Below are 20,017 nucleotides of genomic sequence, written 5' to 3'. Positions count from 1 at the left end.
AAAGTATAATCTTTAAGTTTATATTGATGAGGCTGGAGTTGGAAGTTTTCGGGATTGATAGTAAGGCAAGACCTTACTCTTATGTGGATGGTAAAAGGGTTTACTTGAGCGATGGCATTCCTGGTGACCTTGTAAGAGTAGAACTCAAAAGATTTAAAAGTGAGCCCTTTGGTATTGTTAAGGAGATCATAAGGCTTTCAAGCAGTAGGATTGAACCTAGGTGTAAACACTTTGGTGAATGCGGTGGGTGTAGGTTCCAGCATGTGGACTACGGAGAGCAACTCAGGATAAAGAAAAGTATAGTGGAGGATGCCCTCAGGCTAAACGGCTTAGACGTACAGGTGGAAGATACCATTCCAAGTCCCAGGGTGTGGTTCTACAGGAACAGGATGGACTACGTAGTGAGTCCAGGTCCAAAGGTGGGTCTAAGGAAGCTCGGAAGGTGGGATTATACAGTGGATCTCCAGGAATGCTACCTCATGTCAGAGGAGGTTGTCAAGATAATAGACATAGTCAGGAAGTTTCTCCTGGAAAGTGGAGTAGAACCCTACGACAACGTAAAGAGGGAAGGCTTCTTTAGGTACGTGGTCATAAGAGAAGGTAAGTTCACAGGTGAGAGGCTCATAAGCCTAGTTACAAGGAGCGGAAGCTTTGCGGTTCTTGAAAAACTTGTAGAGGAGCTCAAGCACCTCAGCACGAGCATAGTTTGGAGTATAAACGACTCTGTAGCTGATGTGTCCGTGGGTACAAAGGTACAAAGCGTTTATGGGAAAGACCACCTTACAGAAAACATAGAGGGCATAACCTTTTACGTGCACCCCAACGCCTTCTTTCAGACTAACTCCTTCCAGGCTGTAAACATGGTCAAGCTCGCCAAAGAACATGCTTCTGGAGGTCATACTCTCGTAGATCTGTATGCGGGAGTGGGGCTTTTTACTTACCACCTTATGGACAAGTACAGCAGGGTAATATCTGTGGAGATAGATCCTAATGCAGTCCTGAGCTCAAAGCGTATAAAGGAGGAACTAAAAGCGGATCACGTGACGGTCCTTCAGGAAAGCGCCGAGGAAAGGTTAAGTAAAATAAAAGTACCTATAGATACTTTGGTGGTGGACCCGCCGAGGGCAGGGCTATCTAAGAAGGTAAAGGATGCCATACTCAGAGCTGATGTGGGGCAGATCCTCTACTTTAGCTGTAACCCTTCTACCTTTGCGAGCGATGTTGCCTACCTTTCAAGGAAGTTTAAGCTGCTAAAGGTTCAACCCTTGGATATGTTCCCCCATACTCCCCATGTGGAGGTCTTTGGCCTACTGACTAGTTTATAATTAAAGGAACCATGGGCTATCGAGTAGCCATAGTAGGAGCAACAGGAGAAGTCGGAAGGACCTTCCTGAAGGTACTAGAAGAAAGAAACTTTCCAGTAGATGAGCTTGAACTCTTTGCTTCTGAGAGATCTGAAGGCCAGGAACTTACCTTCAAGGGAGAGAGGATAAAGGTAAAGGCTCTGAACAAACAGCATAGCTTTAAAGGAATAGACATAGCTCTGTTCTCAGCAGGAAGCTCCGTGAGCAAGGATTATGCGCCCAAGTTTGCCAAGGATGGTGCTGTGGTGATAGATAACTCCTCCGCATGGAGGTTGGACCCAGAAGTCCCTCTAGTGGTACCGGAAGTAAACCCAGAGGATGTTAAGGAACACAAGGGTATAATAGCCAACCCCAACTGTTCCACCATACAGATGCTAGTAGCACTAAAACCCATATACGATGTGGCTGGCATAGAGGCTATAGTGGTTTCCACATATCAATCTGTGTCTGGCGCTGGTGCAAAAGCCATAAGGGAGCTAGAGGAACAGACAAGAGCATGGTGTAGGGATGACTGCATACCAGAACCCAAGGCGCTACCTAAGAGGATAGCCTTCAACGTGATACCCCAGATAGATGTTTTTACCGAGAATGGGTACACCAAGGAAGAGATGAAGATGTTAAACGAGACTAGAAAGATCCTTCACGATCCTTACATAAAGGTGTCTGCTACTACGGTAAGGGTTCCAGTTTTCTATGGACACTCGGAAGCTGTATGCATAAAGCTCAAAAAAGAACTTTCTCCGGAAGAGGCTAGGCAAATACTGAAAAGTGCCAAGGGTGTGGTAGTGGTGGACAACCCAGAGAAAGGAGAGTACCCCATGGCCATAGATGTGGCAGGTAAGGATGAAGTGTTTGTAGGAAGGATAAGGAAGGACTTAGTCTTTGAACCTGGACTATCCATGTGGATAGTGGCTGATAACATACGCAAGGGTGCCGCTACCAACGCAGTCCAGATAGCCGAGCTTCTGTGTGAGTTTGCTTTAGTATAAAGATGCTTAGGATAAAGGCTTCTGCGCTTCAGAAAATTATCGCTCAGGCAGAGAGGGATTACCCTTACGAAACGTGTGGTCTTCTCTTAGGAAAAGCCTATGAGGATGTACGCATAGCCTTTGGAGCTTACGAGACTCCCAACGCCAACAAGGACAGAAAGCACGACAGGTACGAGATAGACCCCAAGGACTACATGAAGGCTGAGGAAAAGGCTAAGCAGTTTGGTCTTGAGATAGTGGGTGTCTACCATTCCCATCCCGACCATCCCGACAGGCCATCCCAGACGGATGAAGAAAGGGCTTTTGAAGGCTTTTCTTACATTATTGTCTCTGTAAGCAAGGGGAAGGTGGTATCTTACAGAAGTTGGGAACTGAAGGATGGAAAGTTTGTAGAAGAGCCCATAGACATCTTTGGTTAGTCCTTGACCCATCTCTGATTTATAGCAGTTTCCACCTCCACAGGAACCCTTTTGAGTACAATACTTCCGGCCCTTTTCATTTCTTCTTCTAGCAATTCTTTCACTCTCTGGGCCTCTTCTTCTTTGCACTCTACCACTATCTCGTCGTGTACGAGGTTCACCAGTCTCGCAGAGAGGTGCAGCCTTCTGGAGCCTGCCATAAACATGAGTACAGCCAGCTTTAGGAGGTCAGCACCAGAACCCTGTATGGGATAGTTGACAGCGTCTGGAAAGGTACGAGCTATGTACTTCCTTCCTAGAAGGGTAGTTCCTTCCGAGTACTCCTTAGCCTTCAGTTCCCTTTTTACCCTTTCGTGCCATTCTCTAAAGCCCGTATAATACTCGAAGAACATCTTCCTTATCTCCTGCGCTCTGTCCACAGGAAGGTCTATACCGTAGCTCTTTGCGTACTCAGACAGGCCCTTGGCAGATATACCGTATATGAGCCCAAAGTTTACAGCTTTCGCGAGCTGTCTCTCCTCCTTGGTTACATCTTCTTCCTTCTTTCCTAGCAGAAGACTTGCCGTGTACTTGTGTAGGTCTTTACCCTCCATAAAGGCTCTTATCATCCTCTCATCACCCACATACTCCGAGGCTATCCTCAGCTCTATCTGAGAGAAGTCACCTATTACAAAGGTGTGACCTTCCTCTGCTTTGAATATGTCCCTTAGACTTCTTGGTATGTTCTGCACGTTGGGGGACAGGCTTGCCATCCTTCCCGTCACGGCTCCTATCTGCTTGAACTCTGGGTACACCCTGCAGTTGATAATATGCTTCTTTACGTCTTCAAGCCTTTCAACGAGCTTCTTTGTACTTCTTATGCTGAGCACTTGGCTGACCACTGGATGATCTGCATACTCAGAGAGGACCTTATCGTCAGTAGATACGTTCCCCTTTTCTGTCCTTGGGAGATCGACGCCGCGTTTTAGAAGGTACTCACCTAGCTGCTTTGGAGACATAGGGTCTACTCTATGTTTTATATAAAAATCCATTACCCTATTCTGTAGATCTTTCTTTAGCTCTTCAAGCCTTTTATTTAGAGTCTCTTCATCCACTGGGAGGCCGTTCAGCTCAAGCTTTGCCACCTCCATCACAAAGGCCATCTCTATTATGGCCACAGGGTTCCTAAGGCCAAAAACCTTGGCCGTCCTTGTCTTGAGCAATGTAGGTTCTTCATAAGCCGTTTCGTTGAGCTTGTCCCTCAGTAGGAGGAAAAGGTCTCTGACTACCTTCACGTCCAGGGCTGCATACTCGAGCTGTTCCTTGCTGAGCTTTGGGCTTCCCCAGTTGGAAAGCTGAAGACTCTTATCCAACACTAGCCCTAGGTAATGCATGCTCACATGCTGCAAGGAGTGTCTGTCAGCTTCACCCAGCAACTGGCTTGCTATCATAGTGTCAAACACCGCATAAGGTTCTACAGAGTACTTCAATAGGTACTTGAGGTCAAACTTGAGGTTGTGACCCACTATACCCCTTTCCGATAGAAAGCTTTTTAGGTATTCCATCCCTACTGGACCTACGTAGTACATGTCAACAACGAATATGTGGTCACTGTTGCCAATCTGTACAAGCCTTATCCTGTCCGATACGGTTTCCGTGTCCAAGAACACGAAGGAATCTTTTTCTAGCTTTTCAAGACCCTTTAAAAGTTCCTCCCTTGAGGTTATGTATTCAAACCTTAGACCCATAAGGCACAGAAACTTCGAGACTCATGGCCACTTCGTCACAAGATGGGAATTTGACGCAGTTGATGCATTCTCCCCAAACCTTATGTGGCAGCGAGCTTTTGTCTATGATCGAGAAGCCAAATTTTTCAAAGAACTCAGTAGCGTAGGTAAGCACAAATACTCTCTTTATACCAAGACTTCTAGCTTCTTCTATGCATGCATTAACAAGAGCAGAACCTATTCCCATACCTTTCTGTTCTCTATCTACGGCAAGGCTTTTTATCTCTGCAAGGTCCTCCCACACTATATGTAGGGCGCAGCATCCTACCACTCTACCATCCTTTTCGTAGACCCAAAAGTCTCTTATATGTTCATATATGGAGTTTAAACTTCTCGGGAGGAGAATCCCGTCCTTTGAGTAGGAGTTGACCAAAGTGTATATGTCTATGACATCTTTCAGAAGGGCTTTTCTTACCATGGTTACTTTAAAATATAAACCTATGCAGTACGACTGGAAGAAGTACGAAGACAAGCTCAAAGCCCTTAGGGAGTTCCTAGAAAAAGCGGATGCTCTAAGCCCAGAGGTTGAGGCTAAGCTCTACCTCCCTGGCGAAGAAGGTGCCGAGAAAGACGCCAAAGTTCCCTACATACTACTTTGCTACTACACAAAGGAGAACGTTTGTCATAAGAGGAAGATAGAACTCTTTGAGTACTACCTTCAGGAGGACCTCAAGGATCTAATCTCTAAGATAACGAGTATGGCGGAAGAGTTCGCTATGGAGATAGAGCATTCAGAATACGGCGGTGGCTAACCTCCCCCTCTACTTGACCCTCCTTAGGGGATTTCTTGTAATCCCGTTGGTTTATACCCTTCTAGAAGGTAAGACGTTTTTCTCGCTCCTGCTTATAATCCTTGGAGCCCTCTCCGACTGGTTTGACGGCTCCTTCGCCAGGAAAACAAACGCTTCTGCCAGGCTGGGAGCTCTGCTAGACCCTTTGATGGACAAGGTTTTTGTTCTTTCCACCATCTCTGTGTTCGTTTACCTGCAGAAGGTCCATCCAGTACCTTTCGTACTTCTGATGGTGAGAGAGCTTTCCATATCCTTCCTGAGAAGCTTGGCAGTAGAAAAGGGCTACATCATGAGCGCATCTTCCCTTGGCAAGGCGAAGACCTTTTTTGAGTTTACTACTCTCGTGACTCTGGCCCTTGATCTTTCTCTTGGTGATGTCCTTCTTTGGATTTCTGTCCTCCTTGCCTACATCTCTGCCCTGGATTACCTTTCTAAGTACCTGCAAACATGAAGGAAAGGTGGAAGATTATCTCGTCCTTGCTTGAGGATGAGTACGATATAGTGGTTAAGGCAAGCTACGAGGGTTGGGGCTCAGGTTACGACCCTGTATACCTGCCCCTCGTAGAGCTCTGGGCAAGAGGAGAGCAGGAAGTCATACCCGAGGTAGCAAGAAAGCCAAAGGGCATCATCTACGATGTTCAGGAGTTTACCAAGTCTTCTGAGGATTCAACGCTGACAACTATAAGACACGAGATAGAGTACATAACCAACACAGACCTATACCTCTGGAGATTGGGCCAGAGGGAGTTTTTCAGGTTTGGCTATCCACCTTCCACCTTTGTGGTCCTCTATGCAGTCCTTGAATCCATAAAGGCAAGCCAGCGGGTACTCCAAAGACATCCCTTTTCTATACAGGTCATAAAGGAGTTATACAAGAAAAAGATCGCTGGTCTGGAGGAGCTCTATCCACACCATGCCTTTGCCCTGGCCTTTGTAAGCCTCTGGCTGGGTGAAGATCTGTCTCTTCCTGTCTGGACATACCAAAGGGTAAAACCCTTGGAACGTAGCCTTTACGAGTATCTATCTTCGGACAACAGGCAAGCCTACGACATACTAATGGAGGAAGTACTAGGAAGGTACATAACAAGCATAGAAGAGTCTCAGGAGCTCAACTACATAGATCTGCTTCTTGAAGAGGCAAGGGGTAAAAAAAGGCAGGACGGACACAAAGGAAGGATAATGACGGACATACTGAGAAAACTACCCACAGAACTACAGGAGCTTGTAACTTCAAAAAGCCAGAAGACTGCTCTCAGCTTCACCAAAGAGGAGATAAACAGCCTTCATGCGAGCCTTAGGGCTATGCCCGAGTGGATGAGGGACTACCTTAAGCAGATGTCCTACATATCCATATTGGAAAAGGACATACAGTTCCTGGAGCACTTCTTGCCTAAGACCATAGAGAGGGATGTGGAGCATAGGGGATTTATAGCCTTCCTGCCCAAGCCTTGGGTGGAGGAGTCCTTGGGACAATCCTTTACCCTGACAACGAGCAAGGAGCTCTCCGAGAAGGACAGGCTCTACCAAAAGCAAACGGGCATGACCCAAGAAGAGTACAAACAGTACAGCATGCATCTTAAAAGCGTCTTGGCTTATGTGGAAAGCATAAAGAGGCGCTTTGAAAAGCTACTACCCAGGTCCGAAAAGGAATGGGAGGGTGGACACTTCTACGGAAGGAAACTAAACCCTAAAAGCCTTGGAGTAGAGGTGCCCATAAAGAGGGGTAAGATCTTTCAAAGGAGACACTCTCCATCAAAAGGTAGCTTGGCTTTCAAGCTTCTCATAGACGTATCTTCTTCCATGAGGAAGGAAGACAAGAGCATAAACGCCATAAGATCCCTCATACTAGTAAGCGAAGCCCTTGATGCCCTTGGAATACCCTTTTCCATAGACATATTCAGCGACAAAACTCTAAGGCTCAAATCCTTTGATGAAGACTACAAGGCTGTAAGAGGAAGGCTTGTGGAGCTCTTTAGAGTAATAGGCGGTGGTACAAACTTGGAAAAGGCTCTCTACTTCGCCGTGGAGGACCTAGAGGTTTACACCAAGGAGAAGGGGCTGAAAGGTGTTGTAGTAGTCTTTACCGATGGAGAGCCTACGCGTGGAGCAAAGGGTGAGGAACTAAAGAGGATAATCTCTCACATAAAGGGAAGGTACGGAGTAGTAGGCTTAGGCTTTGGAGAGCTCAAGAACTATGTGGATGAGTACTTTGAAAAGACGGGCATAAAGGTAAAGAGTGTTGAAAAGTTACCATCTGCCTTTATGTTTGTCCTTGATACATACCTAAGAAGGCTCCAAGAGCACAGCCCGCAGGTGCTATAATTAGAGAAATGTATCGGATACTCATCACAGATCCTATTTCGGAAAAAGGTATTGAGCTTTTAAGAAGAGAGCCAGACTTTCAGGTAGACTACGAGCCAGACATAAGCTACGAGGATCTTCTCAAGGTGGTAAAGGACTACGACTGCATCATCACCAGGAGTAGGACACCCGTAACCAAGGAACTCATAGAGAAGGGAGAAAGACTCAAGGTCATAGGCAGGGCTGGTGTAGGTGTGGACAACGTGGATATAGAAGCAGCCTCCATGCGTGGGATCCTCGTAGTAAACACTCCAGGAGCTAACACCATAGGAGCTACAGAACTCACCATATGCCACATGCTCAACGTAGTGAGAAATGCTCACGTAGCTCACAACTCCATGCTTGAAGGAAGATGGGACAGAAAACACTTCATGGGAACAGAGCTCTATGGGAAGACCCTCGGCATAATAGGCTTAGGAAACATAGGGTCACAGGTAGCCATAAGGGCAAAGGCTTTTGGCATGAAGGTCCTAGCCTATGACCCATACATACCACGGGAGAAGGCAGACAGGCTTGGTGTTAAGCTCATGGACAACCTCCACGATATGCTAAAGGAGATAGACATCCTCACCATACACGCGCCCCTCACTCACGAGACAAAGCACATGATAACCAAAAGAGAGTTTGACATAATGAAAAAGGGCAGTATCCTTATCAACTGCGCACGTGGAGGCATAGTCAAGGAGGATGATCTCATAGAAGCTTTGGAGAGTGGAAAGCTCGCCGGGGTAGGTCTTGACGTTTATTCCGTTGAACCCCCACCCTATGAGCTCATAGAAAAGCTCAAGAAGTTTCCCAACGTCTCCCTATCCCCACACATAGGAGCAAACACCTATGAATCTCAGGAGAACGTAGCCGTCATAGTTGCCCAGCAGGTGATAAAGGCCCTAAGGGGTCAAACAGTAGAGTACGTGGTCAACGCTCCCTTCCCAGACCTTTCTGTGCTCACCCTCATAAAGCCGCATCTTGATCTTGCCGAGAAGATGGGAAGGTTCATAGTCCAGTGGGCAGGAGAGGGAATAAAGAGTGTCCATATAGAAGTCAGAGGTGACATAAGCCAACACTTCCATCCCATAGCCTCTGCAGTCCTCATGGGCATACTAAAGGAAATGGTAGACTTTCCCGTAAACATAATAAACGCCAGCTACGTGGCTAAAGACAGGGGTATAGCCGTTGAAGAGCTAACCTCTGAGGAAAGTGCAGATTACAAACACTACATAAAGGTGATGGTAAAGTCTAATGGATCCGAGAGGATAGTTGCCGGTACAGTTTTGGAAGGTTACATACCGCGCATCTTCCAGATAGATTCCTACAGGGTTGATGTAGAGCCAGAGGGCATAATGCTCGTTTTTGAAAATAAGGACGTTCCTGGAGTTATAGGAAGGATAGGCACCATACTAGGAAACGCCAACGTAAACATAGCAGGCTTTAGGTTAGGAAGGGAGAAGAAGGGTGGTATAGCCCTTGGCATACTAAACCTGGATGATATGGTCCCCGAGGAAATCCTGGAAGAGTTAAGGAAACTCCCCAACATAATCTTCGTAAAACAGATAGTAGTCTAAACATAAAACCCTTCAGGCTTATACCTTTTCGAGCCTGAAGGGTAGGTAATATTCTGCATTCTGGAAATCTTCTAGTCGTCGTACAAGCTGTTCCACTTTTTATGGTTATCGATATAACAGTAAGCCTCACAGTCCCTTTACTTCTAGTTTTGTAAGGATTGTTAACATAAGAGCAATTATGTTAACACACTAGCCTCCTATAGCTTGATGTTTGATGACATCAATAAATGTATGTTGACAGCAATGATAAAAACTATTTAAAATTGGATATTGGAGGTGATATCATGGATGATATCAAAATAAAAGCATCAGAGTATGCAGAGCTTGTGAACGTATCTTTAAACACTGTCAAGAACAGGATCAGGGCCGGTGTCATCAGAGGTGGTAAGGAGGAGGATGGTGTTTGGTACGTCTACCTCCAGAGGGATGAGTACGAGCATCTTTTAAAGCAGAAGGAAGCCCAGCAAGGTGTGGACCTTCAACTAAAGGAAAACCTGGAAAAGCTAAAGACAGGTCTAGAGGGTAGTCTAATAGCCACATACATAGAGCTCCAGGTATTAAAGGACCTCCAGAAGGAAAAACTCCTGCATGAACTTTCAAGCGTACAGACTCTTCTTGCTGTGAAGGAGAAAGAAGTAGAACTCCTTCAGATGGAACTCCAAAGATTAAAGGATCTTTTAAAGGAGAGAGAAGCCGAGATTTCAGAGTTAAAAGAAAGGTTGAAAACTCTGGAGAAAGAGGTAAGAAGGCTTGAAAACCTACTGAGGGAAAAGGATACGGAGATGCTCCAGAAAGAGCTGCAGTTCCAAAAGATCCTCCTTGAAAAGGACAAGGAAATTATGCAGAAGGACCTAGTCATAGAGAAATTGAAAGGAAACCTGTAGGTATAATATCTCTGTGCTTAAGGACAGGAAGCTGCTACTACTTTCTGTAAGGATGCTTATATTTCTGTTTTTCTGCCTGCTGGCCATAGGTAAGAATAACACCCAAAAAGCCCTTATACTCGTACCATCTGCTCTTTACTTTTGGATATTTGCCTATGATTTCCTTCGTCCTGGTAGGTTTAAGCTCTTAAGCAAGTATGTAGACGCTTTATTCTTGCCGTATCTTTCTCTTACAAGCCACAATCCATATTCATTCCTTGCTCCACTTAGCCTGTCTATCTTCTTCTCCAACAGAAACGTGTTTGTTTCCCTGATCCTTTTCTGGTCCTCTGTTGGTATAGGCTTGTTTACCGGTGCAAGTCTTATTATCCTTCTCCCCTTCCTTGCCATGTATATAGCCAGCCTATCACCAGACCTCATACAGAGCATAAGAAAGGAAAGGCATTATATCGTTGAATTAAAAAAAGCTTACTCTGAGCTGACCAAACAGCTAGGAAGGCTTGAAAAGGAAAGGGTTCTCTACAAGAAGTTCTATGATCTTATGGATAAGGCTTTTGAGAGTAAAGACCTTGTGGAATACCTTACTGCCATCAAAGAAGAGTTTTCCTTGCGTGCCATACACATCATCCCCGTCAAGAGTCTAAGTAGTTTGAAAAAGCAGATAGATACATCTAGGAATGCCCTCGTAGTGCCCGTAGTCCTGGAGGAAGGCTATGCCCACGTAGTTTTCTACTTTAACAGCCCCTTTGAACTACATGATCTGGAGCTTCTCAACCTGCTTGAAAAATCTGCAAAGCTTATTAATTTATTTGTGTTAGGCTTTGAGGAAGGCAACCATGAGAAGGTCAGAGTTGCTGTATGAACAAAAAGAACAAAGGGAAGAAATTCTTGACTTAACTGGTCTTATGTGCCCTCTGCCTATAGTGATCACATCGGAGAAGATGAGGAGGCTAAAAGAGGGTCAGATTCTTAGGGTAGTCTCCACAGATCCAGGTTTTGAGAAAGACATATACAACTGGTGCCAACAGTCGGGCAACAGACTCCTGGAGTTGAGAAGAGAAGACGGCAAAGTAATAGCTGTCCTGCAAAAGTCTTTACAGGCCGTGGAACCCTCTCTCATCTACTGGATAAAGTTTCATGCTCTAGGTGTAAAGCTTCATATAAGGCATTTCCTGATGATGCTAAACCCCTTCTCCGCTAAACCTGACCACTTTATAACCTTCAGCGCTCTCTCTGAAGGCATCAAGGCCGAAAAGATGCTAAAGGGTGAGGCCAAGCTTATACCCATACCCGATGAGATAGATCCCCACTGTGGTGTGGTGATGGCTGTAAAGGGAGAGAAGAAGGCAAAGGACATATTCCAGAGACTCCAGGAGGAGGGTGTAGCTGTAGAGGCCATCTACAAGAAGGAGGGTAAGAACTACACAAGAGTGTATCCCTGATGGCGGTTTTAGAGAGGATCCTCAGCGTAAAGAGGTCAGAGATAAAGAAGGATAAAGAGTACGTAAAACATCTGGAAGATCTCATAAGCAGGCGTGATAAGTTTTACAGGCTTGAAAATTTTTTAACTAGCTGTAGGACAAGGATAATAGCAGAAGTTAAAAAGGCCTCCCCCTCCGAAGGAAGGATAAGGGATGTGAGCGCTTCACAGCAGGCAAGGCTCTATGAATCTGCCGGCGCCGTAGGTATATCTGTGTTGACGGACAGAGAGTTTTTCAACGGCTCCTTACAAGATCTGTTTGAGGTAAGACAGGCTGTAAACTTACCCTTGCTAAGGAAGGACTTTATCATAGATCAGGTGCAGGTTCTGGAAGCCAAGGCCTACGGTGCTGACGTGGTACTCCTAATAGTCAGGATCCTTACCCAAAGACAACTAAAGGAACTCATAGAGTTTTCTCAAGAGCTCGGTATGGAGAGCCTTGTGGAGGTCTTCAACCTAGAGGAAGCAAAAAGGGCAATAGACGCAGGTGCAAAGATTATAGGCATAAACAACAGGGACCTGGATACCCTCAAGGTAGACATAAACTTATCAAAAGAACTTGCTCCTAAGGTAAAAGAGTTGGGTGCCAGGTTTGTTGTAGCGGAGAGTGGCATAAAAAGCAGGGAGGAGGTGGTGGAACTTGAAGGTCACGGAGTGGATGCCTTTCTAATAGGCACTACGCTCATGAAAAGTAAAGATCCTTATTCAAAGCTCAGGGAGCTTTTAGGCTTTCCTACCACTGAGCACTAATCTTAGACTTCTTGTTTAAGTACTTATCCACAGCCAAAGCTGCCTTAACTCCATCCGCTGCAGCTATTACAGCTTGCTTTATGTTGTTGCAGAGAACATCACCGCAGGCGAATACACCAGGTACGGAAGTCATGTTTTCCTCGTTTACCACTATGCAGCCCTCTTCTGTCATCTCTACCTGGTTCATCAGGAAGTCCACGGAAGGTTTGTTCCCGCCCATGAAGATGAAGACACCGTCTACAGGTAAAAGTATCTCCTGGTCTGTGCCCACCTTCTTTACCTTTATACCTTCCACCAAAGAGGTACCCACTATCTCCACTACTCTGTGATGTAAGAGTACTTCTACCTTTGGGTTTTCCTCTATCTCCTTTATGGCCTCTGGTGGAGCTTTTATCTTGCTTGATGGAACTATAAGGTATATCTTGCTGGCAAACCTGCTTATGAACTCTGTCTCCTCTAGAGCATAGTCATCCTCACCCACAACAGCTACTGGTCTGTTCTTGAAGAAAGCAGCATCACACACACCACAGTAAGAGACTCCCTTACCTAAAAACTCCTCTTCCCCCTTATACTTATGTGTTCTTTCCATAGCACCTGAAGCTATTATCACAGCCCTACCCTTGAACTCTCTGCCGTCTATGGTGTAGACCTTCTTTATATCTCCCAGCAGATCTGTGGCTATGACCTTACCTCTTACAAACTTAGCACCGAAGGCTTTGGCATGTTCCCTTATTAACTTTAGAAGTTCATAGCCCGATATGGGTCCTCTTATGCCAGGATAGTTCTCTATCTGCTGGGTTACACCTAAAGCACCATCAGACTCTGCCCTGTATAGTACCAAGGTGGAGAGGCCAGCTCTTGCCGTGTATATAGCTGCAGAGGAGCCGGCAGGACCGGCCCCTATTATTATCACGTCGTAGATCTCATCCGTCTTGAAGTCTAAAGTGAGCTCCATCCTTTACCTCCACAGAATCTTAAATATATGCCTATTTGCTTAAAGCCTCGTAGACCCTACCTACGAGCTCCTCTGAAGGTTTTAGGGTTTTCTGTCCTTCCTGCCACTTGGCCGGGCATGCCTCATCTGGATGGCTCATGAGGTATATGTTGGCCTTCATCTTCCTGACTAGTTCTTCTGCGTTCCTACCCACGTTGTAGAAGTTTACCTCCGAGCCTACCAGAACGCCATCTGGATTTATGATGAAGGTGCCTCTCAGTGCAAGCCCTGTTTCTTCGTCGTACACTCCGAACATCCTGCTTATCTTTCCTGTAGGGTCTGCTCCCATGGGAAACATCACCTTTTCGAGGAGTTTCTCCGTATTACGCCAGGCCAGGTGGACGTACTTGGTGTCAGTGGATACGGAGACCACCTCCACGCCCATCTTCTTGAGCTCTTCGTAATGCTCAGCCAGATCTGCAAGCTCTGTAGGACATACAAAGGTAAAGTCGGCTGGGTAAAAGAACAGCACAAGCCATCTTCTTTCCTTGAGGATGTCCTCAAGGGATATTTTGCCGAAGCTATTTGTGGCTGGGTTGTAAACTTCCATCTCAAAGTTTGGAACCTTTTGTCCCACTCTTATCATGGCCTACCTCCTTTCAGTATTTTGATAATAAGTATTATATCTTTTTGCAAATAATTTGCAATATGATCTAACTCAAACTGTAGAAAGTGTCTTTTCTAAACTCCTCTCTCTCCTGTGGGAAATCCCTTCTGTAGTGGACTCCCCTGCTTTCTCTCCTTTCAAGGGCACATTTTAAAGTTGCCAGGGCTAGAAGGCCTATATCGAGCAGGGATCTGTTCTCCGGCGTGGACTTCCAGAGGTGGTACCCCTCGAGCCAAAGGCTTAGTTGCCTTATCCCCTCCTTTAGGCTCCCTTCGTCTCTTTCCATACCGCAGGATTCCCACATGAGTTTCTTTAGATCTGTAAAGTTAAAGGGTGGATCAAACTTTTCTTCTCTTGAGTTCTGTAGCCTAAACTTTCTTCTCTTTACATGCTGCAAGTTGTTTGCTATAGCATAGGCCGTTCTATAGCCGAACACTACACCCTCCAGGAGCGAGTTAGAGGCTAGTCTGTTGGCACCATGCACACCTGTGGAGGCACATTCACCCACGGCGTATAGGTTTTCTACCGTAGTCCTTCCATAGCTGTCTGTGTAAATGCCACCTATAAAGTAGTGGGCGGCTGGTACTACGGGTATGGGTTCAGAATAGGGATCATAGCCTAGCTTTCTAAGCTCCGAGAGTATGGTAGGAAACCTCTCCTCCAGCTGGATACCCTTCCTTATCAAGGGTCTTAAGTCTATGTAAACCTGGTGCCCTTCCTTTAGCTTTTTGTATATGGCGCGCGATACCAAATCCCTGGGTTGGAGCTCGTCTACAAACCTCTCTCCTCTTTCATCCACTAGGATAGCACCTTCACCCCTCACAGCTTCAGATATCAGAAGGTTTGTTCCTTTTACCACCGTAGGATGAAACTGGATAAACTCTAAGTTTCTCATGTGAGCTCCAATCCTTAAGGCCGTGCCCATAGAATCACCCCTAACCTTTTGAGGGTTTGACGTGTGGAGGAACATGCTTGAAGCACCACCTGTGGAAAGCACCAAAACTTTAACAGAGACGAGTCTATAGCTCTCCCCATCTTTGACTATGGCACCCCATAGCCTTCCTTCCTCTACTAGAAGTTCTTCAAGAACCCCCTCAACGATCTTTACACCTAAGGCCTTTGCCCTTCTTAGTAGCGCCTCGTTTATGGCCCTTCCCGTGTAGTCCTTTACCTTGAAAACCCTCGGGAAAGAGTGACCACCTTCTAATGTGGTGTCTGGATCGAAGATCACACCCCACCTTCTAAGGTCGTAGAGCCTTTGAACACCTTCATCCACGAGTATCCAGAGGTTTTTCTCATCGCACAGTCCTCTCCCGGCTCTCTGCGTGTCCAAGAAGTGTAGATATGGGCTATCCTGTGGTAGGGATGCACACGCTATGCCTCCTTGGGAGTAGTAAGTGTTTCCCCATCCTCTGGTTACGATGAGAGGATCAAAGCCTAACTCTTTAAGGACTATGGAACATGTAAGCCCAGCTATGCCGCTGCCACATACGAGTATGTCTACCTCCTCCTCGGGTGGGGGAGTTTCAAACTTCAGAAAAGGTTGCATTCTCTTCGTAGACTTTTATGAGAAGACTTGCCAACCTCTCTGGGTCGTGTCTTACAAAGTCCTCTTTCTCACCTATGAGGTCATCCGCATAAACCAAGTAGCCTTCCCTTGCTATCTTGGATGCATCAGCCAATACAGGCTCCTGTCCTTGTTCTAGGTACTTTTTTAGGAGCTTGTCTGAGGGTATCTTCGTGTTTAAAACCACAGCGTCTGGCCTTATGCCCGTGTGTTTTGCAAAGGTCTGCACGTGGTCGTAAGCCGAAAAGCCATCTGTTTCTCCTGGCTGGGTCATGGCGTTAACTACAAAGACCTTGAGGGCTTTAGAGTTGGCCACGGCATCCCTTATGTCCTTTACCAAGAGGTTAGGTATTATGCTCGTGTAGAGGCTTCCGGGGCCTATCACGATAAGGTTTGCTGCGTTTATCCTGTCTGTAGCTTCTGGTGGAGCCGTCACATCCTTAGGCTCTAACCATATGCTTACTATCCTTTGACCCTTGTGGACCCTTCCGTAGTTGGTTATCTCCTCCTCTCCATACACTACGTTACCATCTGTGAACTCGGCACAAAGATCCACAGGAGAAAGGGTAGCGGGTAGTATCTCACCCTTAGTCCTTAGGACCTGAGAGCTTATCCTTATGGCTGTAAGAAAGCTCCCTGTTATCTCAGTAAGTGCTACTAGAAACAGGTTTCCAAAAGCATGCCCCTCAAGCTCTCCGCCTTTGAACCTGTACTGGAAGAGACTCCTAAGTATATCTTCGCTTTCTGCCAGGGCCACTATACAGTTCCTTATATCACCGGGGGCAGGTATTTGATATATCTTTCTTAACCTACCCGTGCTTCCCCCGCTGTCGGCAACGGTCACTATGGCGGTTAATCCCTTGATTTCCTTATCCACGTGGTTCTTCAGACCTCTCAAGAGTGTAGAAAGGCCCGTTCCACCCCCTATTGCTACCACAAACATGATTCTATTTTAAACCTCCGAGTAGTCTATTGATACTTTTTCAGGCCTTTTTTGGATAAGTCTCAGGATGGCCTTAGCTACATCCTCGGGCGGCTTTAAGGCCATAGGATCTTCCTCTGGGTATGCTTTTGCCCTCATCTGCGTCCTGGTGGCCCCTGGGTTGAAGGCATAGACCCTTATGTTTCTATCCTTTAGCTCCTCGTTGAGTAACAAAGAGAAACCCTCTATAGCAAACTTGGAGACAGCATAGGCTCCCCAGTAGGGTGCTGGTCTCTTGCCGGCCCCTGAAGAGATGTTTATCACTATGGCACCATACTTCAGGTACGGTATGGTGTATTTGGTCACGTAAAAAGTTCCATTTACGTTTATCTGCAGAACCTCTTCCCAGACGTTCTCAGGATAGTCTTCTATAGCCTTTCTCTCTCCAAGTATTGAAGCGTTGTTTACCAAAAGGTCCAAGTAACCTACCTTTTCTACGCATAGGTTTACGAACCTTTTGACCTGATCCCTTTTGGATATGTCGCACTCCACTACCAATAGCCTTTCATCTTTAGGCATGTCATCTGGTATATTCCTGGCACAGGTACAGACCTCCCAGCCTGAGTTCAAAAGCTCCAAGACTAAAGCCTTCCCTATTCCCCTTGTACCCCCAGTTACTAGAGCCTTCACTCTGAATATTTTATCTTTTCCTCTATTGGAGCTGGTTTCCCGATGTAGTAACCCTGAGCGTAATCCACACCTATTTCCCTAAGGACTTTTAAAATCTCTTCGTTTTCAACAAACTCAGCTATGGTCTTCACACCTATAGCCTTGGCTATCTTCACCACACTTTCCACAAATAGCCTGTCTACGTCAGAGTTAAGGATACTTTTTACAAACTCACCGTCTATCTTGATAAAGTCACATGGTATGTGTTTAAGGTAGAGGAAGGAAGAAAAACCTGATCCGAGGTCATCTATGGCAAACATTATTCCTTTTTCCTTCATACGTTTTATAAGCTCTATAAGCTCTACCATGTTTAGTACAGCTTCTCTTTCTGTTAGTTCAAAGACCACTCTCTTTCCATTTACTAAGGTAATAAGTGCATTTACATGCTCTCGATTTATATCAAGTGGAGATAAGTTGAAGAATAGAAGAACATCTCCCTTTATGCTTTGAATTGTCTTTCTTACAAGTTCTAAGTCCAATTTTCCTAAATATCCGTGTTTTTCTGCAAAAGCTATAAACTCACTGGCTGGTAAAAGCTTATCACCAACCTTCAACCTCATAAGAACTTCGTAACCTAGAAGAGTACCATCTTTTACGCTTACTATTTCCTGAAGATAAGGATATACCTCTAGATTATGTATACTTTCAAAGATAGCCCTCTCAAAAGCTTTTGCCTTTTTGTATTCCTCCTGGTCTTTATCTTGTATCTTAACTACTGTACCTTTGGCAAACTCTTTAGAATTCTTAATAATCCATTCCATAGTAGATAGCACATCATCTACATCTGTGCCATCTTCAGGCAAAGTGGCTACTACTTGTTTAATTGCCGCCCTTATTACACTATTCTGAATAAATATGGGAGATTCTTCTATAAGAGATTTCAACTTTTCTGCTATATAGAACGCCTCTTCTTTAGTGGTGTTTGGAAGGATTATCAAAAACTCATCTCCTGAGTATCTACCTAACAAACTACGATGCTCTAAATGTTTTTTGAGTAAATTTGCAACATGTTTTATAAGCATGTTTCCCGCCATATATCCGTACATACTGTTGATAGAGTCAAGGTTATATAACTCTGCAAGAATAAGAGATACGAGATTTCCGTTTTTATTGTAATGGAGCAGTAAGCTTTTTAGCCGTTTTAAGATAGAGCTTCTGTTGAGAGTTAAGGTAAGTGAATCATATTCCGTGAGGAATATTACCTTTTCTTTTTCCCGTTTTAGATCTTCTATCACCTTCATAAGTTTTACTACATGGAATAACTGATTTCCCACGCTCTTTAAAAACAAAAACTCACCTTCATTAAAATCTCCTTCCTTTTTACATGTTATTAAACAAACCACATAGTTTTCATATTCAAACTTTGAGTAAATGCACTCTTTAAGCTTACCAAAATTATCTTTAGCTTTAAGGACATATTCTACTAAATTACGGTAGTTATAATCTGAAAAGTTCTTTAAGAAAATATCGGAAAATACCAGCTTTTCTACCAGATCTGTATTTTTGTTCCACATAAAGAATATGGAGCCATCTGCTTTTAGTATGTAGTCTATTCTATCTATAACCTGCTTCGAAAAGGTATCTATATTGTTTTGGGCTTCCAGGACATACTCAGAGGCTTCCAGAAGGAGATAAAGCCTTTCTAGTTCTCTGGACTTTTGCTCCAGAAGTTCTTCACTCCTTATGTAAACCAGTAAAAAGTTCAAGAGGAGATTTTGCACGTTCATAAGGTGAAGCTTGCTAATTGGATCGCTGACGCTTCTTTTTAACCTTATAACCATTATGTAATTTCCTTCCATGTAAAAACACATATGTTGTAGTATCATCTCCTTTTGTGAGTACGCTTTTAGTGTGTTAATCACTATATCGAGATTTATCTCTGGAAAGGGATGTGTGAGATTCCCAAAAATGTAAGCTATAGGTTCTTTATGCTTGGTTGAGTAAACGGTAATATCTTCTATAAAGTAGTGGTTGTTGAGGTATTCACCTAAAGGTATATAGAATATATTATCGATTCTAACGGGTTTTGCATTCCTGAAGTAATTTGCAATGTTCCATGCATCCTTAAATATTCTTACAGCTATGTCTAAAAGGCCTACTTTAAACACACCCCACTTTATCAGGAACTTTCCTATGTATGCCATGGTTGTAGCCACCACTATAAGGCCATCGTAGAACTCTGTGTAGAAAATGACAAAGGGAGAGTACATAGCATGCAGGTATAGACCGTAAGAGATGTAAGGGCTTTTTTCTTCTCCAAAGGATTTCTTCCTATGTATGTAATAAGCAATCAACAGGAAGGCAAAGAAAAGAAAAAGCTCTATAGTATTCCTTAATGATAGGAGATCCGCTGTATGTAAATGTAACTCAGGAAGGTGTTCATAGTAGAGCACTATCCAAAAGGAGAAAAGTATGGATAGAAGAGACGTCAGTACAGTTAATAAAAAAGCCCTTATCCTTTCCTTAAAGCTTACAAGATAGATTGCAAGTAAGAAGAAAATCCTATTGAGTATATAAAGGTATACCATTTTATCCCTGGCGCTTGGTGTTATAAAGTCTGGGGAGAAAACAGAGTAAAGTATGTAGATAAGCTCAGGGAATAGAGAAGATGTATTAAGAAGACCAAATGTATAAAGCTGTGATCCTACAAAAGGTTTCAAAATAATAAGAAGAAAAGTTAAGTAAAAAGCAAGAAAAAGGCCTGTTATTTTAACGCTTACCATAACGTGGGCAAAGTGTGTACTTTCCATAAGGAGATGATCGTGTAAAGCTAGAGAGATTAAGAATATAGCTATAGGCAAGGAGAGCAGCGTAATAACTTTTTTCATAACC

19 protein-coding genes are annotated in these 20,017 nt (G+C 44.6%); 11 read left to right on the top strand and 8 right to left on the bottom strand.

Annotated features, from left to right (window positions below; all coding sequences use genetic code 11):
• Positions 1–26: 26 nt before the first annotated feature.
• The 3 genes from rlmD to B5444_RS05075 are packed head-to-tail and all read left to right on the top strand — an operon-like array spanning position 27 to position 2,772.
• Positions 27–1,325 (top strand): 23S rRNA (uracil(1939)-C(5))-methyltransferase RlmD, encoded by a 1,299-nt coding sequence (gene rlmD, locus B5444_RS05085; protein ID WP_079654145.1) that lies wholly within the window; start codon positions 27–29, stop codon positions 1,323–1,325.
• Positions 1,326–1,336: 11 nt separating this feature from the next.
• A complete protein-coding gene (locus B5444_RS05080) occupies positions 1,337–2,353 on the top strand; it encodes an aspartate-semialdehyde dehydrogenase (protein ID WP_079654144.1) in 1,017 nt (338 codons plus the stop codon).
• A 2-nt stretch (positions 2,354–2,355) separates the two neighbouring features.
• Positions 2,356–2,772 carry a M67 family metallopeptidase gene (locus tag B5444_RS05075; RefSeq protein ID WP_079654143.1) on the top strand — a complete coding sequence of 139 codons (417 nt, stop codon included), beginning with the start codon at positions 2,356–2,358 and terminating at the stop codon, positions 2,770–2,772.
• Here B5444_RS05075 and B5444_RS05070 read toward each other — a convergent pair.
• Complete coding sequence (locus B5444_RS05070) at positions 2,769–4,499, bottom strand: bifunctional 3'-5' exonuclease/DNA polymerase (protein WP_079654142.1); 1,731 nt, start codon at positions 4,497–4,499, stop codon at positions 2,769–2,771. The two genes, B5444_RS05075 and B5444_RS05070, sit on opposite strands and share 4 nt — an antisense overlap.
• Complete coding sequence (locus tag B5444_RS05065; RefSeq protein WP_079654141.1) at positions 4,483–4,956, bottom strand: N-acetyltransferase; 474 nt, start codon at positions 4,954–4,956, stop codon at positions 4,483–4,485. The genes B5444_RS05070 and B5444_RS05065 overlap by 17 nt, the downstream gene beginning before the upstream one ends.
• On the opposite strand from B5444_RS05065, the gene B5444_RS05060 reads away from it, so the two are divergent.
• From B5444_RS05060 to trpC, 8 genes are all read left to right on the top strand, one after another.
• Positions 4,955–5,290 carry a dephospho-CoA kinase gene (locus B5444_RS05060; protein ID WP_231967087.1) on the top strand — a complete coding sequence of 112 codons (336 nt, stop codon included), beginning with the start codon at positions 4,955–4,957 and terminating at the stop codon, positions 5,288–5,290. The genes B5444_RS05065 and B5444_RS05060 overlap by 2 nt on opposite strands.
• The gene (gene pgsA, locus B5444_RS05055) at positions 5,283–5,780 is read left to right on the top strand and encodes a CDP-diacylglycerol--glycerol-3-phosphate 3-phosphatidyltransferase (protein WP_154021741.1); all 498 of its coding nucleotides are present in this window, start codon (positions 5,283–5,285) and stop codon (positions 5,778–5,780) included. The genes B5444_RS05060 and pgsA overlap by 8 nt, the downstream gene beginning before the upstream one ends.
• Complete coding sequence (locus tag B5444_RS05050; protein ID WP_079654140.1) at positions 5,777–7,651, top strand: vWA domain-containing protein; 1,875 nt, start codon at positions 5,777–5,779, stop codon at positions 7,649–7,651. The genes pgsA and B5444_RS05050 overlap by 4 nt, the downstream gene beginning before the upstream one ends.
• Before the next feature lie 8 nt (positions 7,652–7,659).
• Entirely contained in the window at positions 7,660–9,252 is a 1,593-nt protein-coding gene (serA, locus tag B5444_RS05045) for a phosphoglycerate dehydrogenase (protein WP_079654139.1), read from the top strand.
• A gap of 284 nt (positions 9,253–9,536) precedes the next feature.
• Entirely contained in the window at positions 9,537–10,136 is a 600-nt protein-coding gene (locus B5444_RS05040; protein WP_079654138.1) for a hypothetical protein, read from the top strand.
• Between the two features lie 13 nt (positions 10,137–10,149).
• Complete coding sequence (locus B5444_RS05035; RefSeq protein ID WP_079654137.1) at positions 10,150–10,998, top strand: hypothetical protein; 849 nt, start codon at positions 10,150–10,152, stop codon at positions 10,996–10,998.
• Positions 10,973–11,578: a sulfurtransferase TusA family protein gene (locus B5444_RS05030; protein ID WP_079654136.1), complete on the top strand. Its 606-nt coding sequence runs from the start codon at positions 10,973–10,975 to the stop codon at positions 11,576–11,578. The genes B5444_RS05035 and B5444_RS05030 overlap by 26 nt, the downstream gene beginning before the upstream one ends.
• The gene (trpC, locus tag B5444_RS05025) at positions 11,578–12,366 is read left to right on the top strand and encodes an indole-3-glycerol phosphate synthase TrpC (protein WP_079654135.1); all 789 of its coding nucleotides are present in this window, start codon (positions 11,578–11,580) and stop codon (positions 12,364–12,366) included. The genes B5444_RS05030 and trpC overlap by 1 nt, the downstream gene beginning before the upstream one ends.
• Here the strand turns inward: trpC and trxB are convergent.
• The 6 genes from trxB to B5444_RS04995 all read right to left on the bottom strand — a co-directional run bounded on the left by trxB (position 12,350) and on the right by B5444_RS04995 (position 20,013).
• Complete coding sequence (gene trxB / locus B5444_RS05020) at positions 12,350–13,321, bottom strand: thioredoxin-disulfide reductase (RefSeq protein WP_079654134.1); 972 nt, start codon at positions 13,319–13,321, stop codon at positions 12,350–12,352. The two genes, trpC and trxB, sit on opposite strands and share 17 nt — an antisense overlap.
• 31 nt (positions 13,322–13,352) lie before the next feature.
• A complete protein-coding gene (locus B5444_RS05015) occupies positions 13,353–13,946 on the bottom strand; it encodes a peroxiredoxin (RefSeq protein WP_079654133.1) in 594 nt (197 codons plus the stop codon).
• A 67-nt stretch (positions 13,947–14,013) separates the two neighbouring features.
• A complete protein-coding gene (gene nadB / locus B5444_RS05010; RefSeq protein ID WP_079654132.1) occupies positions 14,014–15,516 on the bottom strand; it encodes an L-aspartate oxidase in 1,503 nt (500 codons plus the stop codon).
• Positions 15,494–16,477, bottom strand: coding sequence for a gluconeogenesis factor YvcK family protein (locus B5444_RS05005; protein WP_079654131.1), 984 nt, complete (start codon positions 16,475–16,477; stop codon positions 15,494–15,496). The genes nadB and B5444_RS05005 overlap by 23 nt, the downstream gene beginning before the upstream one ends.
• 9 nt (positions 16,478–16,486) lie before the next feature.
• The gene (locus tag B5444_RS05000; protein ID WP_079654130.1) at positions 16,487–17,146 is read right to left on the bottom strand and encodes an SDR family NAD(P)-dependent oxidoreductase; all 660 of its coding nucleotides are present in this window, start codon (positions 17,144–17,146) and stop codon (positions 16,487–16,489) included.
• Positions 17,143–20,013: an EAL domain-containing protein gene (locus B5444_RS04995; protein WP_079654129.1), complete on the bottom strand. Its 2,871-nt coding sequence runs from the start codon at positions 20,011–20,013 to the stop codon at positions 17,143–17,145. Before B5444_RS04995 ends, B5444_RS05000 begins: the two co-directional genes overlap by 4 nt.
• Positions 20,014–20,017: the final 4 nt, after the last annotated feature.

The organism is Thermocrinis minervae (genome assembly GCF_900142435.1).
GTDB lineage: Bacteria > Aquificota > Aquificia > Aquificales > Aquificaceae > Thermocrinis_A > Thermocrinis_A minervae.
This window is presented reverse-complemented; position numbering and strand designations above follow the sequence as displayed.